Annotated in this window: 25 protein-coding genes and 1 tRNA gene; 10 read left to right on the top strand and 16 right to left on the bottom strand. The window is 52.1% G+C overall.

The window, feature by feature from the left end:
• Positions 1–39: 39 nt before the first annotated feature.
• Positions 40–1,416: an MATE family efflux transporter gene (locus PED39_08385; GenBank protein ID WII07598.1), complete on the bottom strand. Its 1,377-nt coding sequence runs from the start codon at positions 1,414–1,416 to the stop codon at positions 40–42.
• 262 nt (positions 1,417–1,678) lie between these two features.
• On the opposite strand from PED39_08385, the gene PED39_08380 reads away from it, so the two are divergent.
• The 3 genes from PED39_08380 to PED39_08370 are packed head-to-tail and all read left to right on the top strand — an operon-like array spanning position 1,679 to position 4,809.
• Positions 1,679–3,469: a ribosome biogenesis/translation initiation ATPase RLI gene (locus tag PED39_08380; protein ID WII07597.1), complete on the top strand. Its 1,791-nt coding sequence runs from the start codon at positions 1,679–1,681 to the stop codon at positions 3,467–3,469.
• Positions 3,470–3,482: 13 nt separating this feature from the next.
• Positions 3,483–4,430, top strand: coding sequence for a PHP domain-containing protein (locus tag PED39_08375; GenBank protein WII07596.1), 948 nt, complete (start codon positions 3,483–3,485; stop codon positions 4,428–4,430).
• Positions 4,411–4,809 carry a hypothetical protein gene (locus PED39_08370; GenBank protein ID WII07595.1) on the top strand — a complete coding sequence of 133 codons (399 nt, stop codon included), beginning with the start codon at positions 4,411–4,413 and terminating at the stop codon, positions 4,807–4,809. Before PED39_08375 ends, PED39_08370 begins: the two co-directional genes overlap by 20 nt.
• Here PED39_08370 and PED39_08365 read toward each other — a convergent pair.
• The 3 genes from PED39_08365 to PED39_08355 are packed head-to-tail and all read right to left on the bottom strand — an operon-like array spanning position 4,748 to position 7,811.
• The gene (locus PED39_08365; GenBank protein ID WII07594.1) at positions 4,748–5,326 is read right to left on the bottom strand and encodes a hypothetical protein; all 579 of its coding nucleotides are present in this window, start codon (positions 5,324–5,326) and stop codon (positions 4,748–4,750) included. The genes PED39_08370 and PED39_08365 overlap by 62 nt on opposite strands.
• A 9-nt stretch (positions 5,327–5,335) precedes the next feature.
• On the bottom strand, positions 5,336–6,376 hold the full coding sequence (locus PED39_08360; protein ID WII07593.1) for a cation diffusion facilitator family transporter: 1,041 nt from the start codon (positions 6,374–6,376) through the stop codon (positions 5,336–5,338).
• 52 nt (positions 6,377–6,428) lie between these two features.
• A complete protein-coding gene (locus PED39_08355; GenBank protein WII07592.1) occupies positions 6,429–7,811 on the bottom strand; it encodes an MFS transporter in 1,383 nt (460 codons plus the stop codon).
• A 66-nt stretch (positions 7,812–7,877) separates the two neighbouring features.
• On the opposite strand from PED39_08355, the gene cysK reads away from it, so the two are divergent.
• Positions 7,878–8,783, top strand: coding sequence for a cysteine synthase A (cysK, locus tag PED39_08350; GenBank protein WII07591.1), 906 nt, complete (start codon positions 7,878–7,880; stop codon positions 8,781–8,783).
• Positions 8,784–8,786: 3 nt separating this feature from the next.
• On the opposite strand, the gene PED39_08345 is transcribed toward cysK, so the two are convergent.
• Positions 8,787–9,932 (bottom strand): radical SAM protein, encoded by a 1,146-nt coding sequence (locus tag PED39_08345; GenBank protein WII07590.1) that lies wholly within the window; start codon positions 9,930–9,932, stop codon positions 8,787–8,789.
• A 33-nt stretch (positions 9,933–9,965) separates the two neighbouring features.
• The gene (locus tag PED39_08340; protein WII07589.1) at positions 9,966–10,274 is read right to left on the bottom strand and encodes a hypothetical protein; all 309 of its coding nucleotides are present in this window, start codon (positions 10,272–10,274) and stop codon (positions 9,966–9,968) included.
• A 143-nt stretch (positions 10,275–10,417) separates the two neighbouring features.
• On the opposite strand from PED39_08340, the gene PED39_08335 reads away from it, so the two are divergent.
• Entirely contained in the window at positions 10,418–11,329 is a 912-nt protein-coding gene (locus PED39_08335) for a DUF5685 family protein (GenBank protein ID WII07588.1), read from the top strand.
• On the opposite strand, the gene PED39_08330 is transcribed toward PED39_08335, so the two are convergent.
• Positions 11,315–11,551, bottom strand: a complete 237-nt coding sequence (locus PED39_08330) for a hypothetical protein (GenBank protein WII07587.1) — start codon at positions 11,549–11,551, stop codon at positions 11,315–11,317. The genes PED39_08335 and PED39_08330 overlap by 15 nt on opposite strands.
• A gap of 40 nt (positions 11,552–11,591) precedes the next feature.
• Between PED39_08330 and PED39_08325 the strand changes: the two genes are divergently transcribed.
• On the top strand, positions 11,592–12,134 hold the full coding sequence (locus tag PED39_08325; GenBank protein WII07586.1) for a hypothetical protein: 543 nt from the start codon (positions 11,592–11,594) through the stop codon (positions 12,132–12,134).
• Here PED39_08325 and PED39_08320 read toward each other — a convergent pair whose 3' ends face one another.
• On the bottom strand, positions 12,135–12,644 hold the full coding sequence (locus PED39_08320) for an isochorismatase family protein (GenBank protein ID WII07585.1): 510 nt from the start codon (positions 12,642–12,644) through the stop codon (positions 12,135–12,137). It lies immediately after the preceding gene.
• Positions 12,645–12,866: 222 nt separating this feature from the next.
• Here PED39_08320 and PED39_08315 point away from each other — a divergent pair, with 222 nt between their 5' ends.
• Entirely contained in the window at positions 12,867–14,153 is a 1,287-nt protein-coding gene (locus PED39_08315; protein WII07584.1) for a hemolysin family protein, read from the top strand.
• On the opposite strand, the gene PED39_08310 is transcribed toward PED39_08315, so the two are convergent.
• Both PED39_08310 and PED39_08305 read right to left on the bottom strand, forming a co-directional pair.
• Entirely contained in the window at positions 14,095–14,550 is a 456-nt protein-coding gene (locus tag PED39_08310) for an exosome protein (GenBank protein WII07583.1), read from the bottom strand. The genes PED39_08315 and PED39_08310 overlap by 59 nt on opposite strands.
• Complete coding sequence (locus PED39_08305) at positions 14,547–15,014, bottom strand: hypothetical protein (protein WII07582.1); 468 nt, start codon at positions 15,012–15,014, stop codon at positions 14,547–14,549. The genes PED39_08310 and PED39_08305 overlap by 4 nt, the downstream gene beginning before the upstream one ends.
• 93 nt (positions 15,015–15,107) lie before the next feature.
• Between PED39_08305 and PED39_08300 the strand changes: the two genes are divergently transcribed.
• Positions 15,108–15,182 (top strand) — tRNA-Ile (locus tag PED39_08300).
• Positions 15,183–15,265: 83 nt separating this feature from the next.
• On the opposite strand, the gene PED39_08295 is transcribed toward PED39_08300, so the two are convergent.
• A complete protein-coding gene (locus PED39_08295) occupies positions 15,266–16,540 on the bottom strand; it encodes a hypothetical protein (protein ID WII07581.1) in 1,275 nt (424 codons plus the stop codon).
• Between the two features lie 115 nt (positions 16,541–16,655).
• On the opposite strand from PED39_08295, the gene PED39_08290 reads away from it, so the two are divergent.
• Complete coding sequence (locus PED39_08290) at positions 16,656–17,060, top strand: protease inhibitor I42 family protein (protein ID WII07580.1); 405 nt, start codon at positions 16,656–16,658, stop codon at positions 17,058–17,060.
• Between the two features lie 2 nt (positions 17,061–17,062).
• Here PED39_08290 and PED39_08285 read toward each other — a convergent pair whose 3' ends face one another.
• The 4 genes from PED39_08285 to PED39_08270 form a co-directional block, all read right to left on the bottom strand.
• Complete coding sequence (locus PED39_08285) at positions 17,063–17,845, bottom strand: ABC transporter ATP-binding protein (GenBank protein WII07579.1); 783 nt, start codon at positions 17,843–17,845, stop codon at positions 17,063–17,065.
• 13 nt (positions 17,846–17,858) lie between these two features.
• Entirely contained in the window at positions 17,859–18,932 is a 1,074-nt protein-coding gene (locus tag PED39_08280; GenBank protein ID WII07578.1) for an iron ABC transporter permease, read from the bottom strand.
• Between the two features lie 41 nt (positions 18,933–18,973).
• On the bottom strand, positions 18,974–20,053 hold the full coding sequence (locus tag PED39_08275) for an ABC transporter substrate-binding protein (GenBank protein ID WII07577.1): 1,080 nt from the start codon (positions 20,051–20,053) through the stop codon (positions 18,974–18,976).
• An 87-nt stretch (positions 20,054–20,140) separates the two neighbouring features.
• Entirely contained in the window at positions 20,141–21,145 is a 1,005-nt protein-coding gene (locus PED39_08270; protein ID WII07576.1) for an LD-carboxypeptidase, read from the bottom strand.
• A 59-nt stretch (positions 21,146–21,204) separates the two neighbouring features.
• Between PED39_08270 and dcd the strand changes: the two genes are divergently transcribed.
• Entirely contained in the window at positions 21,205–21,696 is a 492-nt protein-coding gene (dcd, locus tag PED39_08265; GenBank protein ID WII07575.1) for a dCTP deaminase, read from the top strand.
• A 1-nt stretch (position 21,697) separates the two neighbouring features.
• Here dcd and PED39_08260 read toward each other — a convergent pair whose 3' ends face one another.
• Complete coding sequence (locus tag PED39_08260) at positions 21,698–22,696, bottom strand: class I SAM-dependent methyltransferase family protein (protein WII07574.1); 999 nt, start codon at positions 22,694–22,696, stop codon at positions 21,698–21,700.
• Between the last annotated feature and the right edge of the window lie 10 nt (positions 22,697–22,706).

Genomic DNA, 22,706 nt, shown 5'->3' with positions numbered 1-22,706 from the left:
TTTGAATCGGCACTCAATCGTGCATGCCTTATTTATGGCTTAACACGCGGGCGAGGCCTGAGTTTCACGCTTGGCCACCCTTTCCAGCACTATCTTGCCGTGGATGATCATGGCGATTCCGCCCAGACTCTCCACAATGATCAGCGCTATTCCGATGCCGAAGAGGCTGCAGACCGTTATGGAGACTATCCAATACGCAATGGTGACAAAGACGTTCCTGAGGAGAGTGTTTACCATGGCGTGGCCCGCCTTTTCCACCGATTGCATCAGAGACGATCCGATGAAGGTCATCGAGAACGGAGGCAGGAAGATCGCCATCAGGTAGGTGAACATGACCATCTCGTCGTGCATGAATTCCATGTCCTCTGTGCGGATGAAAACGTCCGCAAGTACGCCTGCCAACAAGGCGAACACCAGGTTCAGTGCCAGCAGCATGATTAATGAACGCTTAATCGCGAATCTGTAAGCATCGCGGATCATGTCGAATTCCTTCATGCCGTATTCTGCGGAACAGATGGCGACGAGCGCACCTCCCATGGCCTGCGCCGGGATGACCGTTAGGTATCCTATCCTCCAGACCATGGTGTAGACCGCAAGTCCCGCGGTTCCCGCACACACCACTACGAAGATGTTCAGGAATATGTTGAAGAAATTCATCACCGTCAGCTCAATCGATTCGGGAAGACCAACGTTGAGGATCTCCTTCTGGAGCTTTGTGCTGAATCTGAAGTTCTTCCTCTCGAAGCGCACGTACATGCTGTTCGTATTGAGATACCAGTAGAACGCCATCAGCGATGATATCACGAATGCGATGACGGTGGCCCATGCGGCTCCTGCTACACCCATATCCATCCAGAAGATCATGATGGGGTCCAGGACGATGTTGATCGCTGCGCCGACGACCTGGATGGCCATCGAGCGTCTGGCCGCTCCTTCTCCGCGGAGCATTCCGGACATGACTCCGCTCAGGATGATGAAGAACGATCCGAGGTATATCGGGAGACCATAGGACAGACATTCCTCCACCATCTCTCCCCCGCCCATCAGAACGATGACGGGTTCGGCCGTGATCACTAGGAATACGGTGAGTACTACAGATATCACCAATGTTGTCAGAAGTCCCTGTGCGGCGACACCATTGGCGTTGTCATGATTCTTCATACCGATGTTGCGCGCTATTGCGGCTGAAACCCCGATTCCCAAACCGTTTCCGATACCGATGAGGATGCAGTAAACGGGATATACGATTCCCAAGGATGCCATGGCATTCTGTCCGAGATCGGAAACCCAGAAACTATCAACGATGTTGTTCAGGTTCTGAACGAAGAGGGCTATCGCTATGGGGATGCTGAGGGCAAGCACGCCCTTCCTCTGATCACCTAGCAGGACTTTTACGCCCTCCGTTCCGTCAGCCATAAAACTCTCCATTGACGACGCCTATATTAATCCTCTTAATCTCCGAGCATCGTCACACAGAGGACGTATTCTTTCGAAATTCGTAGGCCCAGATACGAGTATTTGAACGATTCGGACAAGGATTTGACTAAAGAGAGCATACGATGTCTGAATCCAGACATTATGATTAGTGGTGTTAAGTTGACTTTTAACTCCAATGAACGCCGTTTCGGATGTCTTTCTTCTCTCACCTTATTTATATTAAGAGTGAATCGGCAACCCTATGCGGATAGCAGCGGTCCTGATAGACAGGTGTCAGAACAGGAAATGCAACCACGAATGCGAGAAGTTTTGTCCCCTCAACAGGACTGGGGTGGAGTGCGTCACTTTTGGAGAGAAGGGCAAGCCCATAATCTCCGAGGAACTCTGCCAAGGCTGCGGTATCTGCATCAACAAGTGCACCTTCGATGCGATCAAGATCATCGGTCTGGCCGATGAGCTGAAGGAGCAGATGATCCACCAATACGGAGAGAACAGCTTCCGTCTGTACAGGCTGCCGGTGCCCAAGAGGGGTTTCGTGACCGGTATCCTCGGACCCAACGGGATCGGTAAGTCCACAGCGATCAAGATGCTCTCCGGAACGGAGATCCCCAACCTTGGTAACTACGAGAACCCCCCGACCAAGGAAGAGGTCCTGAAGCATTTCGCCGGCACGGAGCTGCACGACTACCTGAAGAACGTCTATGAGGGAAAGGTCAAGACCGCGATCAAACCGCAGTACGTCGACCTTCTTCCTAAGGCATCCAATGGTGTCGTCAGGGATCTGCTGAACAAGGTGCAGGAGCGCATGACCGTGGAGGAGGCCGCCGAGATATTTGATCTGACCGAGGTCTTGGACAGGGAACTGTCCAAGCTGTCGGGAGGAGAGCTTCAGCGTCTCGCGATGGCAGCCACCATGATGAAGGAGGCCGACGTTTACTTCTTCGATGAGCCCACATCCTACCTGGACATCTATCAGAGGGTGAAGATGGCGAGACTGATCAAGGAGCTGAGCGTAGAGAAGCAGGTCATGGTCATCGAGCACGATCTGGCGATCCTCGATTTCCTAGCGGACAACGTCAACGTCGTCTACGGTACCGAGGGAGCATACGGAGTGTTCACCATGGCTAGGCAGGTCAGGACAGCCATCAACGTCTATCTGGATGGATACCTTCCCGAGGAGAACATCAGGTTCAGGGACAGGCCCATCGAGTTCGAGGCATCGCCTCCCAGGGCAGACTGGCAGACTGCTGACATCATCTCTTTCAAGGATCTCAAGAAGGACTTCGGAGAGTTCAAGCTGGACATCTCCGGAGGCGCTGTGAAGATCGGTGAATCCGTCGGAATCGTAGGTCCCAATGCGACCGGAAAGACAACGTTCGTAAAGATGCTGGCCGGTGCCGTGGAACCCGATTCGGGAGATATGGACAACAAGGTCAAGGTGGCCTACAAGCCCCAGTACATCTCAGCGGATTTCGACGGTACGGTTCAGGACCTTCTCTTCATGAAGTACTACGACACGGTCAATACGAGCTTCTTCAACGGTGAGGTGCTGGAGCCCCTGGGCATCAAGCATCTCATGGACAAACAGGTCAAGAACCTCTCCGGAGGAGAACTGCAGCGTGTCGCCATCACGATGTGCCTGGCGACCGAGGCGGACATGTACCTCTTCGATGAGCCCTCGGCATATCTGGATTCCAACCAGAGGATGAATGCCGCGAAGACCATCAGGAGGATGATGGAGAAGACCGGACGCAGCGGAATGATCGTCGACCATGATATCTACTTCCTTGACATGGTCTCGGATTCGATGATGGTATTCGGCGGCGATCCCGGGCATCACGGTATAGGCGAAGGGCCTTTCGACATGCGCGACGGAATGAACAAGTTCCTCGCTGCAGTGGACATAACATTCAGGAGGGATGCGGATTCGCACCGTCCGAGGATCAACAAGCCCGAGTCCAGGCTGGACAGGGAACAGAAATCCAAGGGCGAGTACTATTATTCCGACGCTCTCCAGCAGACAAATCAATAAACGGGGGATAATAATGGGAAAAGCCGACACACATCTGCACACTCAGTACTCTGGGTTCTCGAAGCTCGGAGTCATGAAGTTCCCGGAGTCTGTGATTTCTCCGGCGATGCAGGTGGACAAGGGAAGGGAGAACGGGATGGACGTCATCGCCATCACCGACCACGACGAGACCAGAGCAGCGTTCATCGCTCAGGAGTACGCGAAGAAGTACGACGACATCGAGGTCATCGTCGGAGAGGAGATAACCACTCATGACGGGGAGGTCATAGGACTCTTCCTCAATGAGAGGATCCCTGAGGACCTTCCGATCGAAGAGACCATAGACATCATCCGCGAGCAGGACGGGATCGTTATCGCCCCCCATCCCTTCAGTTACCATGTTTTCGGACTGAAGGAACAGATCCTCACCCTGGACATCGACGGATTCGAGACAATCAACGGAGGGCACCCAGATGCCTACTCCAACATGTTCGCCAAGATGGTCATGGACAAGTATCCCAAGAGATGGGCGGAGATGTCCGGTTCGGATGCGCACTCGTTGTATACATCAGGCTACAACTGGACGGAGTTCGAGGGGACCACCGCGGACGATTTCAGGAAATCCATTCTCAACAGGACTACCAAGGCCATGGGAGTTCCTGCACCCGTCCTCGGACAGGTGCAGTGGAGCATAGAGGTCGCACTAGGAGGCGCTAAGCTCCTCAAGCAGGCTCTAGCAGGAAAGCTGGAGCAGCCCGAGGACGACCATCTCATCGAGAAGATCCTCAGTATAAACGATCTCAAGAAGGTCACCGGGATATTCGCGGCTTATGCGTATACCACTCCATGGATGAGCGGACTAGCAACCACGCTAAGCACGGCCTACCTCCACAGAGGCGCCAAGAAGATGATAAAGCAGATACCGGAGCGTCTGGCGGAAATCGACCGCATCATCAGAGAATATGACGCAAGCAAAGCCTGACATCTACAAGATCGGAGTTAATGTCCCTGCGGAGTTCCTTCAGGGTCTGATGGATTCGATAAATGAGGTCATGGAGCCTATCTATCCGAACTATGACCGTGTATTCTCCTACTGGCCGGTAAAGGGGACATGGAGACCACTCAAAGGATCCAATCCCTATCTCGGAGAGATCGGAAAGGTCGAGGTCGCAGACGAGATGAGGCTGGAGTTCGCTGTGAAGGAAAAGGATCTCGAGGCGGTAATCAGCACGATGGCCGAACATCACCCCTATCAGGAGCCCGCCATCGATATCATTCCGATGATATCCTGGAAGAGCGTCATTCCTTCGGACGCATCGAGAAAACGTTATCGAAGGTCCTCTGCATCTTGTGGATCTTGAGGCTCTGCTTCCTGTAGGGGAGCTCATCGGGCTCCAGTATGCCGATCTCCACGAAGTCATCCAATGCCTCTATTGCGCCTTCATAGTCTGCATAGACTCCGACCATAACGTCGATCAACCTGTTACGGCAGTGAATGACCTTGGGCAGTACCCCTCCATTATCCTCCAGGAATCTGTCCTTGATGCTGGGGAAGAGGTCCAGATTATCGCAGCACGCTTTGTTGAGCTCATCGTATTGCTCGGCACCGAACAGTCCCTCGATGTAAGATTCTGTGACGATGAATCTGTCATAATCCGATAGGTCTTGGGACAGGGCATACTCACCGATCTTGACAGCTAGCTTGTAGTTATGGTCCTCGCTAGTACGGTTCATGAGATCTACTAGGAAGTTCTGCTTCGACGTGGTGTCTATGCGACCCAGGTATCTCTTAACCTTGACCTTGTCTAGGTCGTTGAACGAATCGTACCAGTCGTCCAGTCCGACTGCTGTTATCTCCGCAGGGATGTCCTGTGCCATGGCGGTGAATCAGTCTTTCGTCTTTAAAGAATCGTCGATGGTTATGAGCCTCGGAGGAGTGTGCATCTCAGGAGTCATCAGCATCTCCGTCGTCCATACAAGGTAATGCTGGAAGTCCTCATTCCTGTTGAAGCAGTTCCTGTTGCAGAATCTGCACATCAGCTCATTGCATGGCGTGGGGGTTATGGAGATGTCAACCGTTTCACCGAATTTCCATTTGATCGCTTCGGCGAGTTGCGTTTCCTCTTCGTAGGTATGGGTGACCGTCATGTCCTGTGGTAATATCAGATGGAGGTCCACGAACAGTCCATGCCCGTACTTGATCATCCTGAGCCTGTAAACATCGATCCAATCGTCGTGCCTGTACTCGTTGAGAAGATCGGCCAGATCGGCCATCAACTCCTCATCGTTCTTGTCCATGGAGTCGTCGATGCTCTTTCTGATGACCTTGAGCCCGGTGTATCCTATGATAACACCGAAGATGATGGCGATGGATGAGTCGAGCCAAGCTGCATCGTAACCCATGGCCAAGGCGGCGTAGACAACCAGCAGACCTAAGATGATCCCTATCGAAGAGTAGGTGTCTGAGCAGAGGTGCTTTCCGCTTGCAACCAGTGCCGGCGAGCGCGTCTTCTTCCCTTTACGGATGGCAGCTTTTCCTACTGCATAGTTGACTCCAGCGGCCAGAGCGACGATGACCAGTCCGATGTCCAGCTGTCTAATCTCACCTGGGTTGAAGAATGACAGTATGGACTCGTAGATGATCAATGCACCAGCGATGAGAATCATCGTTCCTTCTATGGTGGCCGATACGTTCTCGATCTTACCGTGTCCGAACGGATGGCTTCTGTCAGGCGGCTGGGCAGATAGATAAAGGGCGTACAATCCTACGAAAGCAGCTACCACGTTGACGATGGATTCCAATGCGTCGGTAAGGATGGCCATAGAACCCGTCAGATAATAAGCGACGAATTTGATCGTCATCAACGAGAATCCAACAACTGCGATTATCTTCTGGAAATCGTAGTTGCTTTTGGCAGCCGCATCCATATGGAAAGTATTCAAAACCGACTATAAATCGATTGTTTTTAACAAGTCTTATTTAAAATTTTTTAGGCGTTCCTCTAAATGCCGAAGTGATGGTGCCTATGATGCACATTATCAGGCAGACAGTCATGGATGCGCTCATTACCTGCAGGAACAGATCGTACGTCTCTGGCCCGAGGTTATCAGTGGAACCCATTATGGTGGTGATGAAGTACATCGCTATGCCCATGCTCAGCATCATACCGGTCTGCCTCATGACCGCTAGGACTGCAGAGGCCTCGCTGCTGTGCTCTCTCGGTACGGCAGACATTATGAGTGTGGTGTTGGGGGCGGAGAACATCGAGAATCCGATACCGCCTATAGTCATGGATATCAGGACCATCGTGATCGAGGTGTTCAGATCATAGAAGATGTATGTGGCGATGCTGATTGCAGTTATCGCCATACCGACAGTGGGCAGGATGATCTTGTTTTGCATCTTGTCCGTGACCTTTCCCCAGATGGGTGAGAATATGCATTGGACAACAGGTTGGGTGATCATTAGAAAACCTGCCTCCGTGGCCGAAAGTTGACCGATACTCTGCAGGTACAGAGCAAGGAAGAACGAGATGGAATACGATGAGCCGTAGCTCATGAAGGCAGCAAGATTGGATCCAGAGAACTGCCGGTTCTTGAAAAGCCCCATGTTCAGAATGCATTCATCGTTGCCTATCTGCGTCTTGACGAAGAGCGCTAGGAAGACCAGACCGATGACTGTGCATATTATCGCCCAGGTCTGGGGCAGATTCATTATTCCCGCCATTGACAGCAGTATGGCGATACCGTAGATGACCGAAGATCTGGTATCGAACAGGCCGTCTGGATCGGCATATATCTCGCGGCGGAACCCTTTGACCATAAGCAGTATAGAGATGACTGCAAGAGGAACGGTCAGTAGGAAGAGAAGTCTCCAACCGATGAGGTCGTTCAGAGTTCCTCCGATCGCCGGACCAAGGGACAATCCCATATAGATGAACATGGTGTTGTATCCCATGACGGTACCGCGCCTCTCCTTCGGGGTGACATCTGTGATCAAGGCGATGCTCATCGTCGCAAGGGACGCGGCGCCCATCCCGATGATGCTTCTACCGAGGACGACCACCCAGAAGTTAGGCGCCAAGCATGCCACGAAGCATCCTACAACGATGATCAGCAACCCTATGACGAACATCTTCTTCTTTCCGATGATGTCCGCGAGCCTTGCGAAGGGGACCATGAAGATCACCGAAGCAAGGAGGAATGCGGAATTGATGTAGGCCAGATCATGGGATCCTGTGCCGAATTCCTCTCCTATGTTGATCAAAGAGAGATTCATCATGGTACTCAGAAGCGGAGCTATGAAGCCTGATATGTAGCACGCCAGCACTACGGCCCTTGCCTCCTTATCCGAGTAGTCCATAGAGGTTAGTAGTCCACCCGCCTATTATAATTAATTATCAAATAGGCCCAATCTGATTACGGTACCATGGCAGTCTTCAAGAACATCATCGAGACAATCGGTGAGACGCCAATAGTGCGCCTTAACAAGCTACCCGCAAAAGGGGCCAAGGTCTATGTGAAGATAGAGAGGGGCAACCCTGGCGGATCGATAAAGGATCGCGCTGTTCTGTCGATGATAGACGATGCGGAGGCCAGAGGCGTTCTGAAGACAAACGGTACCATCGTTGAGCCCACTTCAGGTAACACAGGTATCGCCATAGCGATGATCGCAGCGGTCCGCGGATACAAGGCAATCATCGTCATGCCAGATACGATGTCTCTGGAGCGTCGCCAGGCCATCCGTGCATATGGTGCGGAGATAGTTCTCACACCTGGTGCAGAGGGGATGGGAGGGGCTGTGAAGAAGGCCGAGGAGATCGCCAAGGAAACCGGCGGATGGATCTGCGGACAGTTCGACAATCCTCTAAATGCCGTCGCACACCGTGTGGGCACAGGCAAGGAGATACTCCGTGACCTGCCCGATGTGGATTATGTGTTCGCAGGTTTTGGAACAGCGGGAACCGTATGCGGCTTGGCAATGGCATTCAAGGATGCTGGTTCCAAGGCGAAGGTCATAGGTGTGGAGCCTGCGGAGAGCCCTCTTGTTTCCGAAGGTAAGGCCGGCCCTCACAAGATTCAGGGAATCGGAGCGAACTTCGTACCAAAGATCTTCGAAAAGGACCTCCTCGCCGATGTGTTCACAGTCAAGGGAGACGATGCCATCGCCACCACTGTCAGGATGGCCAGGGAAGAGGGCATATTCTGCGGGATATCATCCGGAGCAGCCGTTTACGCCGCATTGGAAAGGGCCAAGCAGGAACCCGATAAGGTGATACTGGCGATACTTCCTGATGGTGGCGAGAAGTACATGAGCACAGGAATATTCGACTGATGCTCATTGGCTGATGGTCTTGGGATTGATCAGCTTGTTGACGATTACTTCCTTGATGTAAGGGTTGTAGACGTCCATATCGGGTTTCTCATCCAGTATCTTCTGTATCTCCGATGATACGTGTGCGAAGATCGCTTTGTAAGCGCGGCAAGAGGCCCCGTCATTCTCCTCGAGGCCGTTCTCATAGCATGCATCCACGCTGCATCCTCCGTTGCAGAACTTGAAGATCTCGCAGGATGTGCACTTGTCACGCCTCTTGATGGATCCGACCAGGATATTCCTGAACCCTTCCGACTGGAAGGCATCAGCTATTGAGTCGATATGATCTATGTTGCCCATGCAGAATTCCTTGGGGCATGCTTTGGCGCAGGGATACAGCGAACCGTCAGGATACATGCATATCCATTTGGTCAGGCACGACGTATGCGCACAGTCCGATGGAACCGGTTCGCCCAGATAGTTCTGGATGTACTGGAAGAAGGGCATCAGAGGAACCCTTGCGGTCTTATCGTACAGCCATTCATCGAAAGCCTCGATGCTTCCCTTGATGAACTCGTCCGTGTCAGGGACGAAGCATTTCCCGCATCCCGCTGGGATGACCGGGGTCAGCGAGACGCTGATGTCCTTGTCCCTGAAGTAGCGGTATATCTCCTTCTGCTTGTCTGCGGTGTCTTTGGAGATGGTCGCACCCACGGTGTACATGTTCTCCTTCGCGGACAGCGTGTTGAGGGTCTTCTCCACGTCTCCTTCCCTCAGGATGCTGTTGTAAGGGCCTTCGTAGGACACTCCAACATTGATCTTCTTCTCCCTGCAGTAAGCCATTAGCCTCTTGTTCAGAAGGATGCCGTTGGTGTTGATGGTGTTGCCGTACCTCATGGAGTCCTTTCCGAAGTACTTCTCCTCGAAACCGATGACCTCCTTGTAGAATGACATCGGCAAAGTGAGCGGTTCTCCTCCATGCCAGATGAACCAAGCCGTCTGGTATTCCTGGGAGGCCATCTTGATAAGCTTCTCGACCCTGTCGAGAGGGATCTCTGTTTTCACTCTGTCCTCGGGAGCATGGTAGCAGTGCTTGCAATCGATGTTGCAGAAAAGTGTGGGTTTGATAACGATGGTGATGTGTGGTTTCATGTTGGTTGGATCCGCCACGGACGATGCACCGTGGCGGAGTTGAATGTAAAATCAGAAGGGCCAGTAGGGCCAGGCTCCGAAGAACCCGTCTGTCGCGTAACAGCAGCACGCCAGAAGAATGACGACGCTTCCGATGACACAGAGGTGCCATCCCCATGAGTTGCAGTATCCCTTGTCGCTGCAGCAGCAGTAGTCGCAGGGTGTGAGCTCGCTGTGCTCTGCATCGGCTCCCTTGTCGAAGCGCTCTGCGTGCTCGTTGTCCTGAGGAAGTCCCTCCATGGAGAATGCGATGAATGCGTTGGGGGACTGGTTCTCGTACATTGCTGTCAGTTTGTCGATGGATTCTGCATCGTAGGACATGAAATTCACCTTATCAGTGGGGTTCTGATAGGTTGGCTAAGAAGTTGCCACTATATAATTATTGATGGGTGGCTGACATCCAGCGAACCAATCTGGAATGGCCTCTGGGCTAAATCTTTATCATTTGTCATCGATGGTCGTATATGCTCGGGTACACCCTGCCTTACTACAACAGGCTCTCCCCTGCGGACAACAAGATCTACCGCAGGTACTACTGCGAGGGCTGCCACCAGTTGAAGGCAGGTTTCGGTATCACGAGCACGCTGACCGTCAATTACGACATGACGTTCAACACAATTCTCCTCAACGGGATTGCCGGGGACGTATTGGATTTCGAAGGTACGAGGAAGAGGATCTGCGTGCTAGATAAGCCGAAAGCCGATTCCGATCTCATGAGGGCGATGGCCGCGTACACGCTGATTCTCACCAAATGGGAGCTTCACGACGATGATACCGACAAACCCTCGATGAAATCGAAGCTCGCCTCCACTGCTCTGGGGAAGGGAATCTCCAAGGCGGTATCCATGTACCCCGAGTACGACCGTATGGTCGGAGTGGGGTTCGAGAACCTCCACAGACTGGAAACCGAGGGCAGCAAGGACGCTGTTCTGATGGGGAGAACCTTCGGAGAAGGACTCATCGGAGCCCTCAGGGACATCGCAGGAGAGCATGCGAGCGATGACCTCGACAACGTTTTTAGACAGCTGAGCACGGTTGTCTATCTCATGGATTGCATAGATGATTTGGACGAAGACTTCATGGAAGGCACCTACAACCCCCTTCTTCCGGAATCCGGTTTCAAGAACGCTGCGGATTTCAGGATGAAGAAGGTCTACGACCTCACGGCCATGCTGAATTCCGAGATCGGATCCCTGCAGGAATCCTATTCAAGGATCCGCCCTCAGCTACGTGCCGGAACGGGCATTTGCGACAACATCGTCTACTTCGGGATTCCAGACTCGGCAAAGAAGGTCATGATGGGCAGTTCGACTGCCAAGACCAGTGTCAAGAATGTCCTGTCCAATCGCAGGCAGAGGATGTCAGAGGGAACCTGAGGGATCGTATTCGGTGCAGACGTCCAGTTCGTACTTCTCCTCGCCGGTGCGGGAGCATACGCCTTTGGAGAAGAATCCGCAGTTCTCGCAGCAGCCGGGGCGGTACCTGTCACAGGTGGATTCCGGTGCCGTGTTCTTCACATTGACTACGCAGATCCACATACCGTCCTTGTGATTGCAGAACCTGCAGGTCTTGCATTTGCGGTACGCCTCGTTGGTCATGGTTCAGAATATATGTAGGTAGGACTTATCCTTTGGCATCATGAGCGATGTTTCCGATGCCATCGAGCAGGACCTGCGCAGCCTGGATGAGATCCTCAAGGAGCTGAACAAGGAGGCCTTGAAGCACAAGACCGAGAGGGACAAGTTCCATCAGCAGGCCGATGTCCTGGCCGAGAAGAGGGACAAGCTCCAAGAGAGGGCCAGGAGGCTTTCCGCCGAAGCTAGGTCGTACAAGGACCAGAGGGATGATATGAATCTCTCCGCGTCGGAGGCCAGGCAGAAGCGCGACGAATGGAACGACAAGGCTAGGATGATGCGTGAGCGCGGCGGTCTGGGGGACATCAACGGCGCGAAGCAGATGGCCGACACCTATCATCAGAAGATGGTGAAGTACAACACCAGCGGCCAGGCCCTACATGAGAAGATGCACTCGCTCTATGAGGAGGCGGACAAGCTCAGGGAGCAGGCGCAGGTCTGCCACAATCAGTTCCTGGACTGCAAGAAGGCCGCTGATGCGGAGCACGAGAAGTACATCCAGGTTATTAAGAGGATAAACAACGTGAAGGATAACCTTCCCGACTGATCACATAATCTCGATTCCCAACCCTTTCATTATATCGATGGCCTCATCTGCCATCAGAGAGTCCCTGGATGCCACACAGTTCTGCCTTACGATTATCCTGGCGTTGGGGTTGGAGGATCTTGCGATTACCGCGTTGGCGATGACGTCCTTATTCGTCTCCAATCCGCAGAGCTCGATCTCGCCATAATGCCTGAGCCTTCCGAACAGCTCCTCGCATCCAGGGGTGTCCTTGCGGAGGATCTTCGCCTTGGAAACGTAGTTGTTCATCTTTCCGAACAGCTCCTGTCCGGCTGTCCCCCTTACACAGTGTTTGATCGGGTTCCTCTTGCCTTCAGGGGTCTGGAGGTAATCCTCGTTGAACATGTCCATGACGAAGTACACGTCCCCGCCGGCCTTGAGTGTCTCCTCGATCCTTTGGCAGATGTTGCCCTCTATCATCTGGGTGAACCTGGTGCTGAGGGGACCGACCACATAGTCGTTCTGATAATCGATGACGACCAATGCTCTCATTGGACGACTGATGTGATTACATCTACAAATATGCTGGTTTGCGCGTGTGAAAGTACATGAGACCGCGCATCTAGTCATTGTCTGAAATCACATGGTCTAGACGGCTTTGACCAATGTATCCGTGTTCAGAAAACCCTTTTTAAATAGTATTTTAATTACGTATCATACGGATGGATCGAATTGACATTTTTTGATGTCCCGGATAGGATGCGTGCCTGAGACATGGACACGATAGTCATAGTGTACTCGCTGGCCATAGTGGTGCTGATCGTTGTTTCCGCGTTCTTCTCGATGTCCGAGACCGCTTTCACAAGCGTCAATGACATCAAGCTGAAGAAGATGGCCAACGACGGTAACAAGAAGGCCCAGAGGACCCTAAACATCCTCGAAACATACGACAAGTTCCTGACAACCATCCTGATCGGTAACAATCTGGTGAACATCGCCGGAACATCCATCGCTACAACCATGTTCGCATTGCTTTTGGGAGCGAAGACCGGAGCGATCGCATCAACCGTGGTCATGACTCTGCTCTTGCTGATATTCGGTGAGATCACTCCCAAATCGTTCGCCAAGAAGCATCCTGAAAAGACATGCATGGCAGTATGCACTGTGATCCATTGGATAATCATCCTCTTCTCGCCGCTGTCATGGCTGTTCCTGAAACTGACCAATCTTGTCGGCAGTTCCAACGACCAGCCTATCACTGAAGACGAGCTGGAGGTCATGATCGACGAGATCCAATCCGACGGTGTACTGGAGAAGAGCGAGAGCGAGCTGATCAAGAACGCCATGAGGCTTGACGACATAGCCGTCTCGGAGGTCTACGTGCACCGCGTGGACATAGTCGCCATCGAGGTGGATGAGCCGATCGAGGAGCTGGGGAAGAAGTTCGTTACGTCTGGATTCTCCAGGATACCCGTTTACGACGACACCATAGACAACATAATAGGAGTGGTCTATTCCAAGACCTACTTCACCAATTCAGCATTGGGTGTGAGGTTCTCGATTCGCGATATCCTGATGCCTGTGAAGTACATCCCTGAGACCGTTACCGTAGCTAGCGCACTGAATGAGATGCAGAGGTCCAAGATCCATATGGCCGTGATTTTAGATTCATACGGAGGGACCAGGGGCATCATCACGCTGGAGGATTTAATCGAAGAACTGGTAGGTGAGATCTGGGATGAGAGCGACGCTGTCCAGCAGGATGTCAGCGCTGCAGAGGGCGGACGTTACATCGTGAAAGGCATGGCCGACATCGATGATGTCATGGACAAGGTCGGGATCTTCATCGACCGTGAGGATTACGACGAGCCTTCCATGGCCGGATTCATCATGTACAAGCTCCAGAGAGCGCCAACCAAAGGTGACGTAGTCGAACTGGATAACGCTACAATAACAGTTACCAGCGTCAAGGGACACCGCGTGCTGGAATGCGCATTGGTGGTCAAGAACGAGCCGATGGAGGAGACCGGATTGCCTGAAGGAACTCCTCTAGAACCTTGACGGCCACATCCTTTCTTGCCGGATGCGCCTGCACCTTGCCGAATATCGAAATCACGTCGCCGTGATGGGCGACCTCATAGAGGCCCTGAACGGCCTTCTGCTTGTCCAAGCGCAGGTAGAACATGTCATCCTCATCGACACGGTTGTCGATGTCATCGAGGATGTAATCCAGGACATCGTCGCCGAGCTTAGAGAACAGGTCAGTGAACTCCCTCTGCTTCGTTATGCGGGTTTCCAGGATCATCATGGTGTTCCCGTGCTCGCTCTCTGTGATCTCCTCTTCGAACTCTATGTCCCCGAGGAGCTCCTTCAGCGTATCCTCGATGAGGTCCTGTCTCTCGGTGGCGTAGCAGAATGTCTGTACCCTTACCCAATGGAATATGACCTGCAAGCTCATTCCTCCTTGGGAAGGAGAGCCGCGATGGCCTCAGGATCCTTTGTGGACATGTAGTACACCCTCTTGCCGGTGACCTTCAGTCCGATGCCAAGGTCTTCCCCTACGGCGGAGAATGTCCTGTACCTCACACCTTTCAGGTTCCAAGCCGAGTAGTTCTTGATGAGGTTCAGCTCACCGGTTCTGGTGTCGATGATCTCCGGAACGGGAATCACGGTCTTCGATACGATGTACCAAATCTCCACCCTGTCCTCGTAGACGGAGATGTTGTACTTCATGGCAAAGATCAGAACCGAGGCTATAGCGGTGATGATTCCGAATCCGTAGATCGCTAGCATCGGGATCCCGTCGTAGTAAGTCAATTTGGTAACCAGGAACGACAACCATGTGATAATCAGGACCGCTACCAGCATTATAGCTAGGTTCTTGGGTAAAAGCATGCGGGACTCCTGATAGGCTGGCTCCATGCCAGGCCATCTATTTCTGAATATAAATCGGTTCCCTGGCCGTCGGACCATTACCCAAACTTTATATGTGACCTATCTATCCTGGGGTATGTTGGTCCCGTAGCTTAGCACGGTTTGAGCGTCCGGCTGATAACCGGAAGGTCCTGAGTTCAAATCTCAGCGGGACCACTCATCTTTTCTACAATTCACAATCCGATGGACGGGAGTCTTTCCGTCAGAAAAGGAAAGGGTCCCTTGCGGGACCCAAGGTTTCAATCGTTGCTTATACGCCTTGAGGACAGTTCCTTATGATCGAACTCGTCGGTGCTTATCCTGATTTTCATGCTGCCGCTGCGGTAGTAGTTCGAAGCCCCGTGCTGGAAGCTGACCGTTCTCAACGATCCTTTGAAGTGTGAGTAGAAAACAGCTGCTGCGATCCCACCGACTATAAGTCCAAAGATCGCCCCGCCTATGAAGTCATCGGCCATGAAGCCCAATGCCAGGGTGCCAAGGACGAATATCGCAGCGAAGATCCCTGCGGTGGCGCCGCCGAGTTTTAGCATGTCCGCCGGCAGATTTCCTACCATTTTGCCGGTCTGGCCGTTCATGGCGAATATGAACTTCTTGCCTTCCCAATCCGTGTTCATGAGCCAAACCGGGTAGAGTACGTAATCCACCGTGGAGCTCTTTGCGGAGATCTCCACGTTACGGGTCTTCACCTGATCGTAGCCGTTGACTGTCGTCCTGAACTGGTCGGATGTGCCCTCCTGCAGTCTCTTCCTTACCCTGGGGCGTACGGTCTCCTGGTCGAGGTCGTATTTGTCCGCGACGTATCCCGACAGGTATGCGGTCGTGAAATCCTCGGCCTTGCCGTAATCGAACGGTTCGATGGATTCCATCAGGTCGTCGGGCATCTTGGAGGAACCATCGGCCGGAACGTGGTCGAATGATAATTCCCCTGCTCTCCTGACGTTGTAGTACTTCCTCTCTGTGTACTCGGTGTTCCCGGAGGTCCAGGTGCGCTCGTTCACGCATTCGTACATCACGTCGCCGTCTAGGTCGGCATTGTACACCCAGAAGGGGACGTACAATCCCTTGACCTCTTCCAGCTTGTTGTTCAACAGGAACTTCTTGGGGACGAACTTCTTGCCTCCGCAGTGTTCCTCCAGACCGGCCAAGGCCCTTTCCTTGGTTATCTGGAAGGGTATGACCTTGTCCGGTTTCAGCACTCCGCTCAGCCTCCCTTTCAGCATGACCGCGTTGCCGCAATACGGACAGAGCGTCGCGGATGTGTTCTCATCGGAATAGATGTTCCCTCCGCAGGATCCGCATTGGTACTCCGATATGCCGTATAGCTCGGCATCCTTCCATTCGTTACCCCCGTTGTCTGCCAGTTCGAAATCCGCTGTCAGATCCCCGTCATTGGATGCGACTTCAGACACATCGAACTCGCTGTCGCAGTACGGGCATTTGACCCTTTGGGATCTGATATCGAACTCAAGGGTCGCTCCGCAGCTCGGGCATTTATGGTTGATCACTTCCGACATAGCATCGCCTGTCCAGTGTCCTCTGTATCGTGTACTTGCAATAAAATTGATTGTTCAATCATCAGTTTTTTCTATCAGTAGGACTAACCAAATCCGAGGCGTTTGTGAGATGGATATGAAGTTAATAGCTGGGATATCGGTCCTGGCGGTGGTTCTGGTCCTGTTCGGGACATTCTATCCTAGTACAGCGGACTCGCAGGGTGATGACATGGATTTCACAATGCTGGAGGGATCCGGGGACAAGACCGTCAAAGTTGGAGAGGAGTTCACCGTCGGATTGCGCGGAAACGTGACCACCGGGTACGATTGGGTACTGGTCTCTGATGGAGGCATCGCTTTGGTAGACGACCTGTATCGTGTGGACGATCCAGGCAACCCTCCGAGGGTAGGGGTCGGCGGAATCCATTATTTCACTCTGAAGGCGGAGAAAGCAGGAACCTATGAGGTCAATTTTGATTACCAGCGCGTCTGGATGGGGTCAGAAGGCAACACCTTGACCCTTAAGATCACAGCGGAATGAGTTTACTGTATGTTCATGGTGGAACCTGTCGGAAGGATGTAGAGTGTGTCGTTGCACTCCACAAGCTCAACCTCGATGCCGAAAACCTCCCTGATGGATTCTTTAGTAACTACATCCTTGGCGAGGCCGCAGTCAAGGATCTTCCCCTTTGAGAGAAGCATTATGCGGTCGCAGAATCTGGTCAGCAGATTGATGTCGTGAGATGCTATCAGCACGGTCAATCCAGTTCTTCTGGTAAGGTCCTTGAGGATTTCCATAACCTGGACCTTGTATTTGATGTCAAGGTGTGCACTTGGTTCATCAACCAACATCAGCTTCGGAGTCTGGACGACCCCCTTTGCTAGCAGAACACGTGCTCTTTCTCCGCTGCTCAGTTCATGGAGTCTTCTCTCAGAGTATTTAGTGATGCCGAGGTCCCACATGGCCTTGTCGACTATCGCCTCATCCTCATCGCTTTCCCACCATAGAGAGTTGATGAAGGGCGTGCGTCCAAGGGATACGAAATCCCTTACCGTTAGTGCGAAGTCCAAGGGGGTGTCCGCAGGGACCGTCGTGCAGATCTTGGCGATGTCTTCCATGGTCATTGAAAGGATATCGTCACCATCTATGTTCACCGAACCGTTATTGATCTTCATGACCTTGTTGATACAGCGCATCAGTGTGGTCTTACCCGATCCGTTGGGTCCCATCAAAGCCACGAATTCACCTGGCTTGATAAGCATCTCAATGCATTTTAGAGTCTCCTCATCGGTGTAACTGAACGCCAGGTCTTTTACATCCAACATCGGTTTCTCATGGTCACATGGCATATCTCTTACCCTCCTTCATCATCAGGTAGATAAAGAACGGAACTCCGACAACCGAGGTGATTGCACCAATTGGTAGTTCACCGATAGGCCCGGATTTACAAATCACATCAGCAACCATTAGGACGACGGAACCGACGATGATGCTTGAGGGGATCAGTACCCTGTGATCACCGCCGACCACCATCCTGCACAGGTGTGGGACGATGAGTCCTACGAAACCAATGACTCCACAGTATGCAACGCAGAATGCGGTCAATACGGCGGTGAGCATCAGCATGTTCCTCTTGTACTTCCTAGAATCGAGACCGAGGTACTGTGCTTGGCTCTCTCCCAGAAGCATAACGTTCAGTTTCCTTGCTTCCAGTAGGACTACGATCAATATGGCGATAATCGGGATGGCTATGATGCAGACGTCAGCCCATTCGATGTCTGCGAAACTTCCGAACATCCACCCGGTTATGCTGTGGATTTTATCGGCTGTCAAAGACATTATGATCGTTGTGGCAGAGCTTAGGCCCGCTGCGATAATCACCCCGCCTAGGACATAGCTCATCGCCTTTCCGCCTGCTGCTTCTGCCACGACCATAGTGGCGAAGAAAGCACCCACCGCTCCTGCGATGGCCCCGATCGGTGCAAGCATGAATGAGAATGCCCATCCTGTAAGCGATCCACCCAAGGTAAATAGGACGACCCCGAACGATGCACCCGATGACACACCGGTCACGTACGGATCTACCAAAGGGTTGTGGATCATAGCCTGCATAACGGCTCCAGCGATGGCTAGGCCAGCACCAACAAGTATGACTGCAATGGCACGTGGAATCCTGAGGTTTAAGATGACCTTGCCGCTCATGTCTTCTGGATTGCCCCCTGTTATTATGATCTGCCAAATCTGATGAATCGCATCACCAATCTCGATAGGATATGCACCTACATTTAGGGAGATCAAGAAGAGAAAAAACAGTGAGATTATTCCTGAAATGACGATAAGTGTAGCTCTTCTGCGCGTCTTTTTGACGCCAGTGAGTTCCTGCGGATTATTAGAAATCGCTGAATCATTCATATTATCATCTAGAAAAGGGCGGGCCGAGGCCCGACTTGGTTTCAGTATTCGTCGAGCCACTGGATGTAGTTTTCCCAGTCTTTGCTGGTGACGATGTTGGGGACTACAACTCCGGTGTCCTCAGGGTTTATCATTGCAGCGATGAGTGCGGCACCGTTAATGAGGTGGACGGTATTGTATCCGCAAGCTTGGAAGGGCTTGTATTCGAGGCACCAGAACATATCGTTTTTGATGCAATCGACCTCTCCAAGGACAGGGTCCGCTTTCCATCCTGCAACCACAGTTGCCCAATCAAGACCCATTGACATATCGTCGAGAATTATGAAATCGGGGTTTGCCTTTGCCAATTCCTCCTGGAATTGGATCTTGGTTGTGGCATTAACAGGCATGGAGTTGACGAATCCGACACTGTTTAGCAAGGTGATGATCATGTGGTTCTTGTAAATGTAGAATCCATAGCTTCCGCTGTCGCAGATGTATGCATACTTTTTACCTGCCAGATCAGACTTGGCAGCGACCTCTTTGATCTTTTCGAATGCACTGGTCATGGCATCTGTGATTTTCTTGGTCATGCTCTGCTTTCCGAGGATCTTACCAAGAAGACTGTAGTTGTCAAGACTGTCCTGGAATCCGTACTCGTTATTGAGGACGATGACGGTGATTCCGAGGGTCTGAAGCTGTGTCATTTTAGAGGTGTCCGAAGAAATCTGTTCTTTGGAGATGATGACAATATCAGGTTCGCATGCCGCGACCGCATCTGCAGTCCAGTTGTAGTACGAACCCACGATCGCGACCTTTCCAGATTCGATATCTGCTACTAAGTTTCCAGGGTAGTCTAAGTCCAGATCAATTCCAACTATGTCGGACGAAACATCGAATACACTAGCGTAGGATGAAACTCCGACGATGGCCTTATTGTATCCAAGGTCAGAAACGATTTCTGCACCGACAACGTCTGTACAGACAATTCTTGTGGGGTCCTTTGTCAGTTCAATGACGTTTCCTGCGTAATCTGTAACACCTTCCTTCTGATCATGGGGTACCATAAAAACGGCTATTGCAGCTACTGCGACAACCGCAATCACAAGGATTCCGATAATAGACATCGTTTTTTTGTCCATGTTATCGGACTAATAATCCAACTCTCGGTATTTAAATAGGATATATCATCCAACTAAACTATTTTTTCATGCTGGCAATGTATGTCGTCAATTATCGAACTGATAGGAGATACTTGCCTTATCTCTGTTTACATCAAAAGTTACTTTTGCACCGTTTATGAACGTCATCCTCGGTCCTTTATGACCTACATCCGCACCGAACACCTTCGGTACGTTGAATTCTTTGAGGCAATCACATACGACCTTCTGATAGTCGTCACCGCGGTAAAACAGTGGTCTCCCGAACACGAATCCCTTGACTCCCTCGAACCAGCCGTCCTTGATCATGCTCTTGAACATCTTCTTGATCCGGGGCTGGTCCATGTCGAAGGTCTCCATATACCAAATGATGCCGTCTTTGGAGTATTTCCTGTTGAATCCTTCCAACGAGACCATTCCCTTCTTGTTATACCATTCGAGGACGTCCATGCATCCGCCGATAAGCCTGCCTGAGAACTTGGTGTCCCCGACGTTCGACACCCATTCGACCGCCTTATCCTGTCCGATGGGTTCGAGTCCGGTCTCCTTATCGAAGAAACCATCCTGATACATCTCGAAGGATTTCTGGGATGTCCTCTTTCCTTCCAGGAACTCCAGGTTCTCGGACACGCTGCGGTGCCAAGGCTCCATCCCATAGTCCCCGAAGTTACCGCAGTAGATCGTGGCGATATCGTGTTCCGCCGTGATCTTGAACAGAAGGACGGTGTTGTCGGAGTAGCCCTGAATCCACTTCGGATGCCTCTCTACGAAATCCCAGTCCATTCCCATGAGCATCTCGCACTGGTAGTCCCCGCCGCTGGCAGAAATCACAGCACCGACGGAATCGTCCTCCAACAGGCTTCCCAGTTCCATGACGCGCTGCATCATGGGCGAGCTCCTTCCGCTCTCATCGGCCGTATGCACGTTGGACGTCTTCCTCACAGGATGCCCCAGCTTCCCAAGTTTTTCCTCCGCGTGTTCGAAGCGGATGATGTCCAGGGGTTCGACCACTCCGAAAGACGGTGCGGTGACTCCGATGGTCTGTCCTTCCTTGAGGAAAGCGGGGATTATCATGGGTGACGCAACGCGTACCGATGACATAACCTTTATCGAATGGAGTGCATGCTCTACGCATGGCGATACTATCTGACAAGGACATCGTGGAGAGCATGATGACCGGATACCTCGGAATCAGCGACTATCACGAGAGGGGACTTACTCCGAACGGATATGACCTCCGCATCAAGGAGATCATGGTCAGGGGAGATCCGGACCTGAAGACCGAAGGGAATGTCACCATACCTCCGAGGACGATGTTCTATGTATCCACTATCGAGAGGGTCAGGATGCCCAAGGATGTCTGCGCCCAGCTCTGGCTGAGGACGACATGGATAAGGAAAGGAATAATCGGTTCCTTCGGGAAGATAGATGCCGGATTCGAGGGCACACTCACTCTCGGAGCGTACAACGCCACGGATGACCCCATAGAGCTGCCGATAGGCGAGAGATTCTGTCAGATGGTCTTCGAGACCCTGAACAGCGAAACGCTGAAGGACTATTCGGAGAGGAGCGGCCACTACCAGGGTCAGACGGGCGTCACTCTGGAGCAGATCAAGAAGGATTGATTCAAAGTTTAACGACATCCATCGAGTACACGCTCATGGTCGGAGAGTAAGTCTTCAATTCAGAGCTGTGTATCTCGATGCGGTGTCCTTTCTCTTTCATTTCTTTCGTAAGATCACCGCAGAATTGAGGGAATTCCGCCCTTTCGATGATCTTGTACATGTGTGCTGTCGCACCAGATTTCATCCGATCCATTGCGAATCCAAGGAATCTGTCGGCTATCTGGGGCAGGTTCATTATCACACGGTCGGCCATGGGCAGGTCGTAGATGAGTTTCGAGGAATCGCCCGTCATCGGTCTGATGCATCCGATGTGATTTTTATCGGCATTCATCCTTGCAAAGCGTTCCGCTTCAGGATTGAGGTCGATTGAGTAGATGACATCGGGTTTTGCCAATTTCCCTATGACGGTGCCGAACGGGGCGACGCCGGCGAACATGTCGATTATCGTCTCGCCATCCTTCACAAGGTTGGCGATCCTGGACCTCTCCGAGGATAGCCTTGGGTTGAAGTAGACCTTGGAAGGGTCGGTGTACAGTTTGACTCCGAACTCCTTGTGGACAGTCTCTGATGAGCCCTCTCCTGCGATCTTCTCCAGATCCCTTATCCTGAAGTCCCCTTTGACGCCGTAGTCATGGAAAACCACACGGATGTTCCTGTTGACCTTGATCAGTGCATCCCCTATCTGGTGTCTGTAATCCCAAAGTTCGTCGGGGATCTTGATCATTGCGACATCACCGACGACATCGAATGAACTGGGAAGGGCATCCTCCAGATCCTGGGGCACCTTGGCGATCTCCGTGTAGTCGGACACCTTGTGCTCCTGGACCTCGAGATCGCAGTCTAACACCTCGTATTCTTCGAAGGAGTCGCACTTGATCGGTATTAGAAGGAAGTCGCCTTCAGCGCGTATCTTGGAATCAAGGTCCAGAAGGTCCTCTGATACCAGACGTGAACGGACGAATTCCCCGTCTTTCTTTGGTACGCGAAGGCATTTGACCATGTCCCTTGGA

This window comes from Methanomassiliicoccales archaeon LGM-RCC1 (assembly GCA_030168575.1).
Lineage (GTDB): Archaea > Thermoplasmatota > Thermoplasmata > Methanomassiliicoccales > Methanomethylophilaceae > Methanoprimaticola.
Note: the sequence above shows the minus strand (reverse complement) of the source record. Positions and strands in the feature narration are given on the sequence as shown.

Excerpts from the sequence above, each read along its gene's own strand:
- PED39_08295 (WII07581.1), bottom strand. The coding sequence starts at position 16,540 with ATGTCGGAAGTGATCAACCATAAATGCCCGAGCTGCGGAGCGACCCTT.
- dcd (WII07575.1), top strand. The coding sequence starts at position 21,205 with ATGGCGATACTATCTGACAAGGACATCGTGGAGAGCATGATGACCGGA.
- PED39_08315 (WII07584.1), top strand. The coding sequence starts at position 12,867 with ATGGACACGATAGTCATAGTGTACTCGCTGGCCATAGTGGTGCTGATC.
- PED39_08305 (WII07582.1), bottom strand. The coding sequence starts at position 15,014 with ATGGAGCCAGCCTATCAGGAGTCCCGCATGCTTTTACCCAAGAACCTA.
- PED39_08380 (WII07597.1), top strand. The coding sequence starts at position 1,679 with ATGCGGATAGCAGCGGTCCTGATAGACAGGTGTCAGAACAGGAAATGC.
- PED39_08365 (WII07594.1), bottom strand. The coding sequence starts at position 5,326 with ATGGCACAGGACATCCCTGCGGAGATAACAGCAGTCGGACTGGACGAC.
- PED39_08335 (WII07588.1), top strand. The coding sequence starts at position 10,418 with ATGCTCGGGTACACCCTGCCTTACTACAACAGGCTCTCCCCTGCGGAC.
- PED39_08275 (WII07577.1), bottom strand. The coding sequence starts at position 20,053 with ATGGACAAAAAAACGATGTCTATTATCGGAATCCTTGTGATTGCGGTT.
- PED39_08330 (WII07587.1), bottom strand. The coding sequence starts at position 11,551 with ATGACCAACGAGGCGTACCGCAAATGCAAGACCTGCAGGTTCTGCAAT.
- PED39_08325 (WII07586.1), top strand. The coding sequence starts at position 11,592 with ATGAGCGATGTTTCCGATGCCATCGAGCAGGACCTGCGCAGCCTGGAT.
- PED39_08360 (WII07593.1), bottom strand. The coding sequence starts at position 6,376 with ATGGATGCGGCTGCCAAAAGCAACTACGATTTCCAGAAGATAATCGCA.
- PED39_08280 (WII07578.1), bottom strand. The coding sequence starts at position 18,932 with ATGAATGATTCAGCGATTTCTAATAATCCGCAGGAACTCACTGGCGTC.
- PED39_08285 (WII07579.1), bottom strand. The coding sequence starts at position 17,845 with ATGTTGGATGTAAAAGACCTGGCGTTCAGTTACACCGATGAGGAGACT.
- PED39_08310 (WII07583.1), bottom strand. The coding sequence starts at position 14,550 with ATGAGCTTGCAGGTCATATTCCATTGGGTAAGGGTACAGACATTCTGC.
- PED39_08370 (WII07595.1), top strand. The coding sequence starts at position 4,411 with ATGACGCAAGCAAAGCCTGACATCTACAAGATCGGAGTTAATGTCCCT.
- PED39_08290 (WII07580.1), top strand. The coding sequence starts at position 16,656 with ATGAAGTTAATAGCTGGGATATCGGTCCTGGCGGTGGTTCTGGTCCTG.
- PED39_08340 (WII07589.1), bottom strand. The coding sequence starts at position 10,274 with ATGTCCTACGATGCAGAATCCATCGACAAACTGACAGCAATGTACGAG.
- PED39_08355 (WII07592.1), bottom strand. The coding sequence starts at position 7,811 with ATGGACTACTCGGATAAGGAGGCAAGGGCCGTAGTGCTGGCGTGCTAC.
- PED39_08260 (WII07574.1), bottom strand. The coding sequence starts at position 22,696 with ATGGTCAAATGCCTTCGCGTACCAAAGAAAGACGGGGAATTCGTCCGT.
- PED39_08270 (WII07576.1), bottom strand. The coding sequence starts at position 21,145 with ATGATAATCCCCGCTTTCCTCAAGGAAGGACAGACCATCGGAGTCACC.
- cysK (WII07591.1), top strand. The coding sequence starts at position 7,878 with ATGGCAGTCTTCAAGAACATCATCGAGACAATCGGTGAGACGCCAATA.
- PED39_08320 (WII07585.1), bottom strand. The coding sequence starts at position 12,644 with ATGAGAGCATTGGTCGTCATCGATTATCAGAACGACTATGTGGTCGGT.
- PED39_08385 (WII07598.1), bottom strand. The coding sequence starts at position 1,416 with ATGGCTGACGGAACGGAGGGCGTAAAAGTCCTGCTAGGTGATCAGAGG.
- PED39_08375 (WII07596.1), top strand. The coding sequence starts at position 3,483 with ATGGGAAAAGCCGACACACATCTGCACACTCAGTACTCTGGGTTCTCG.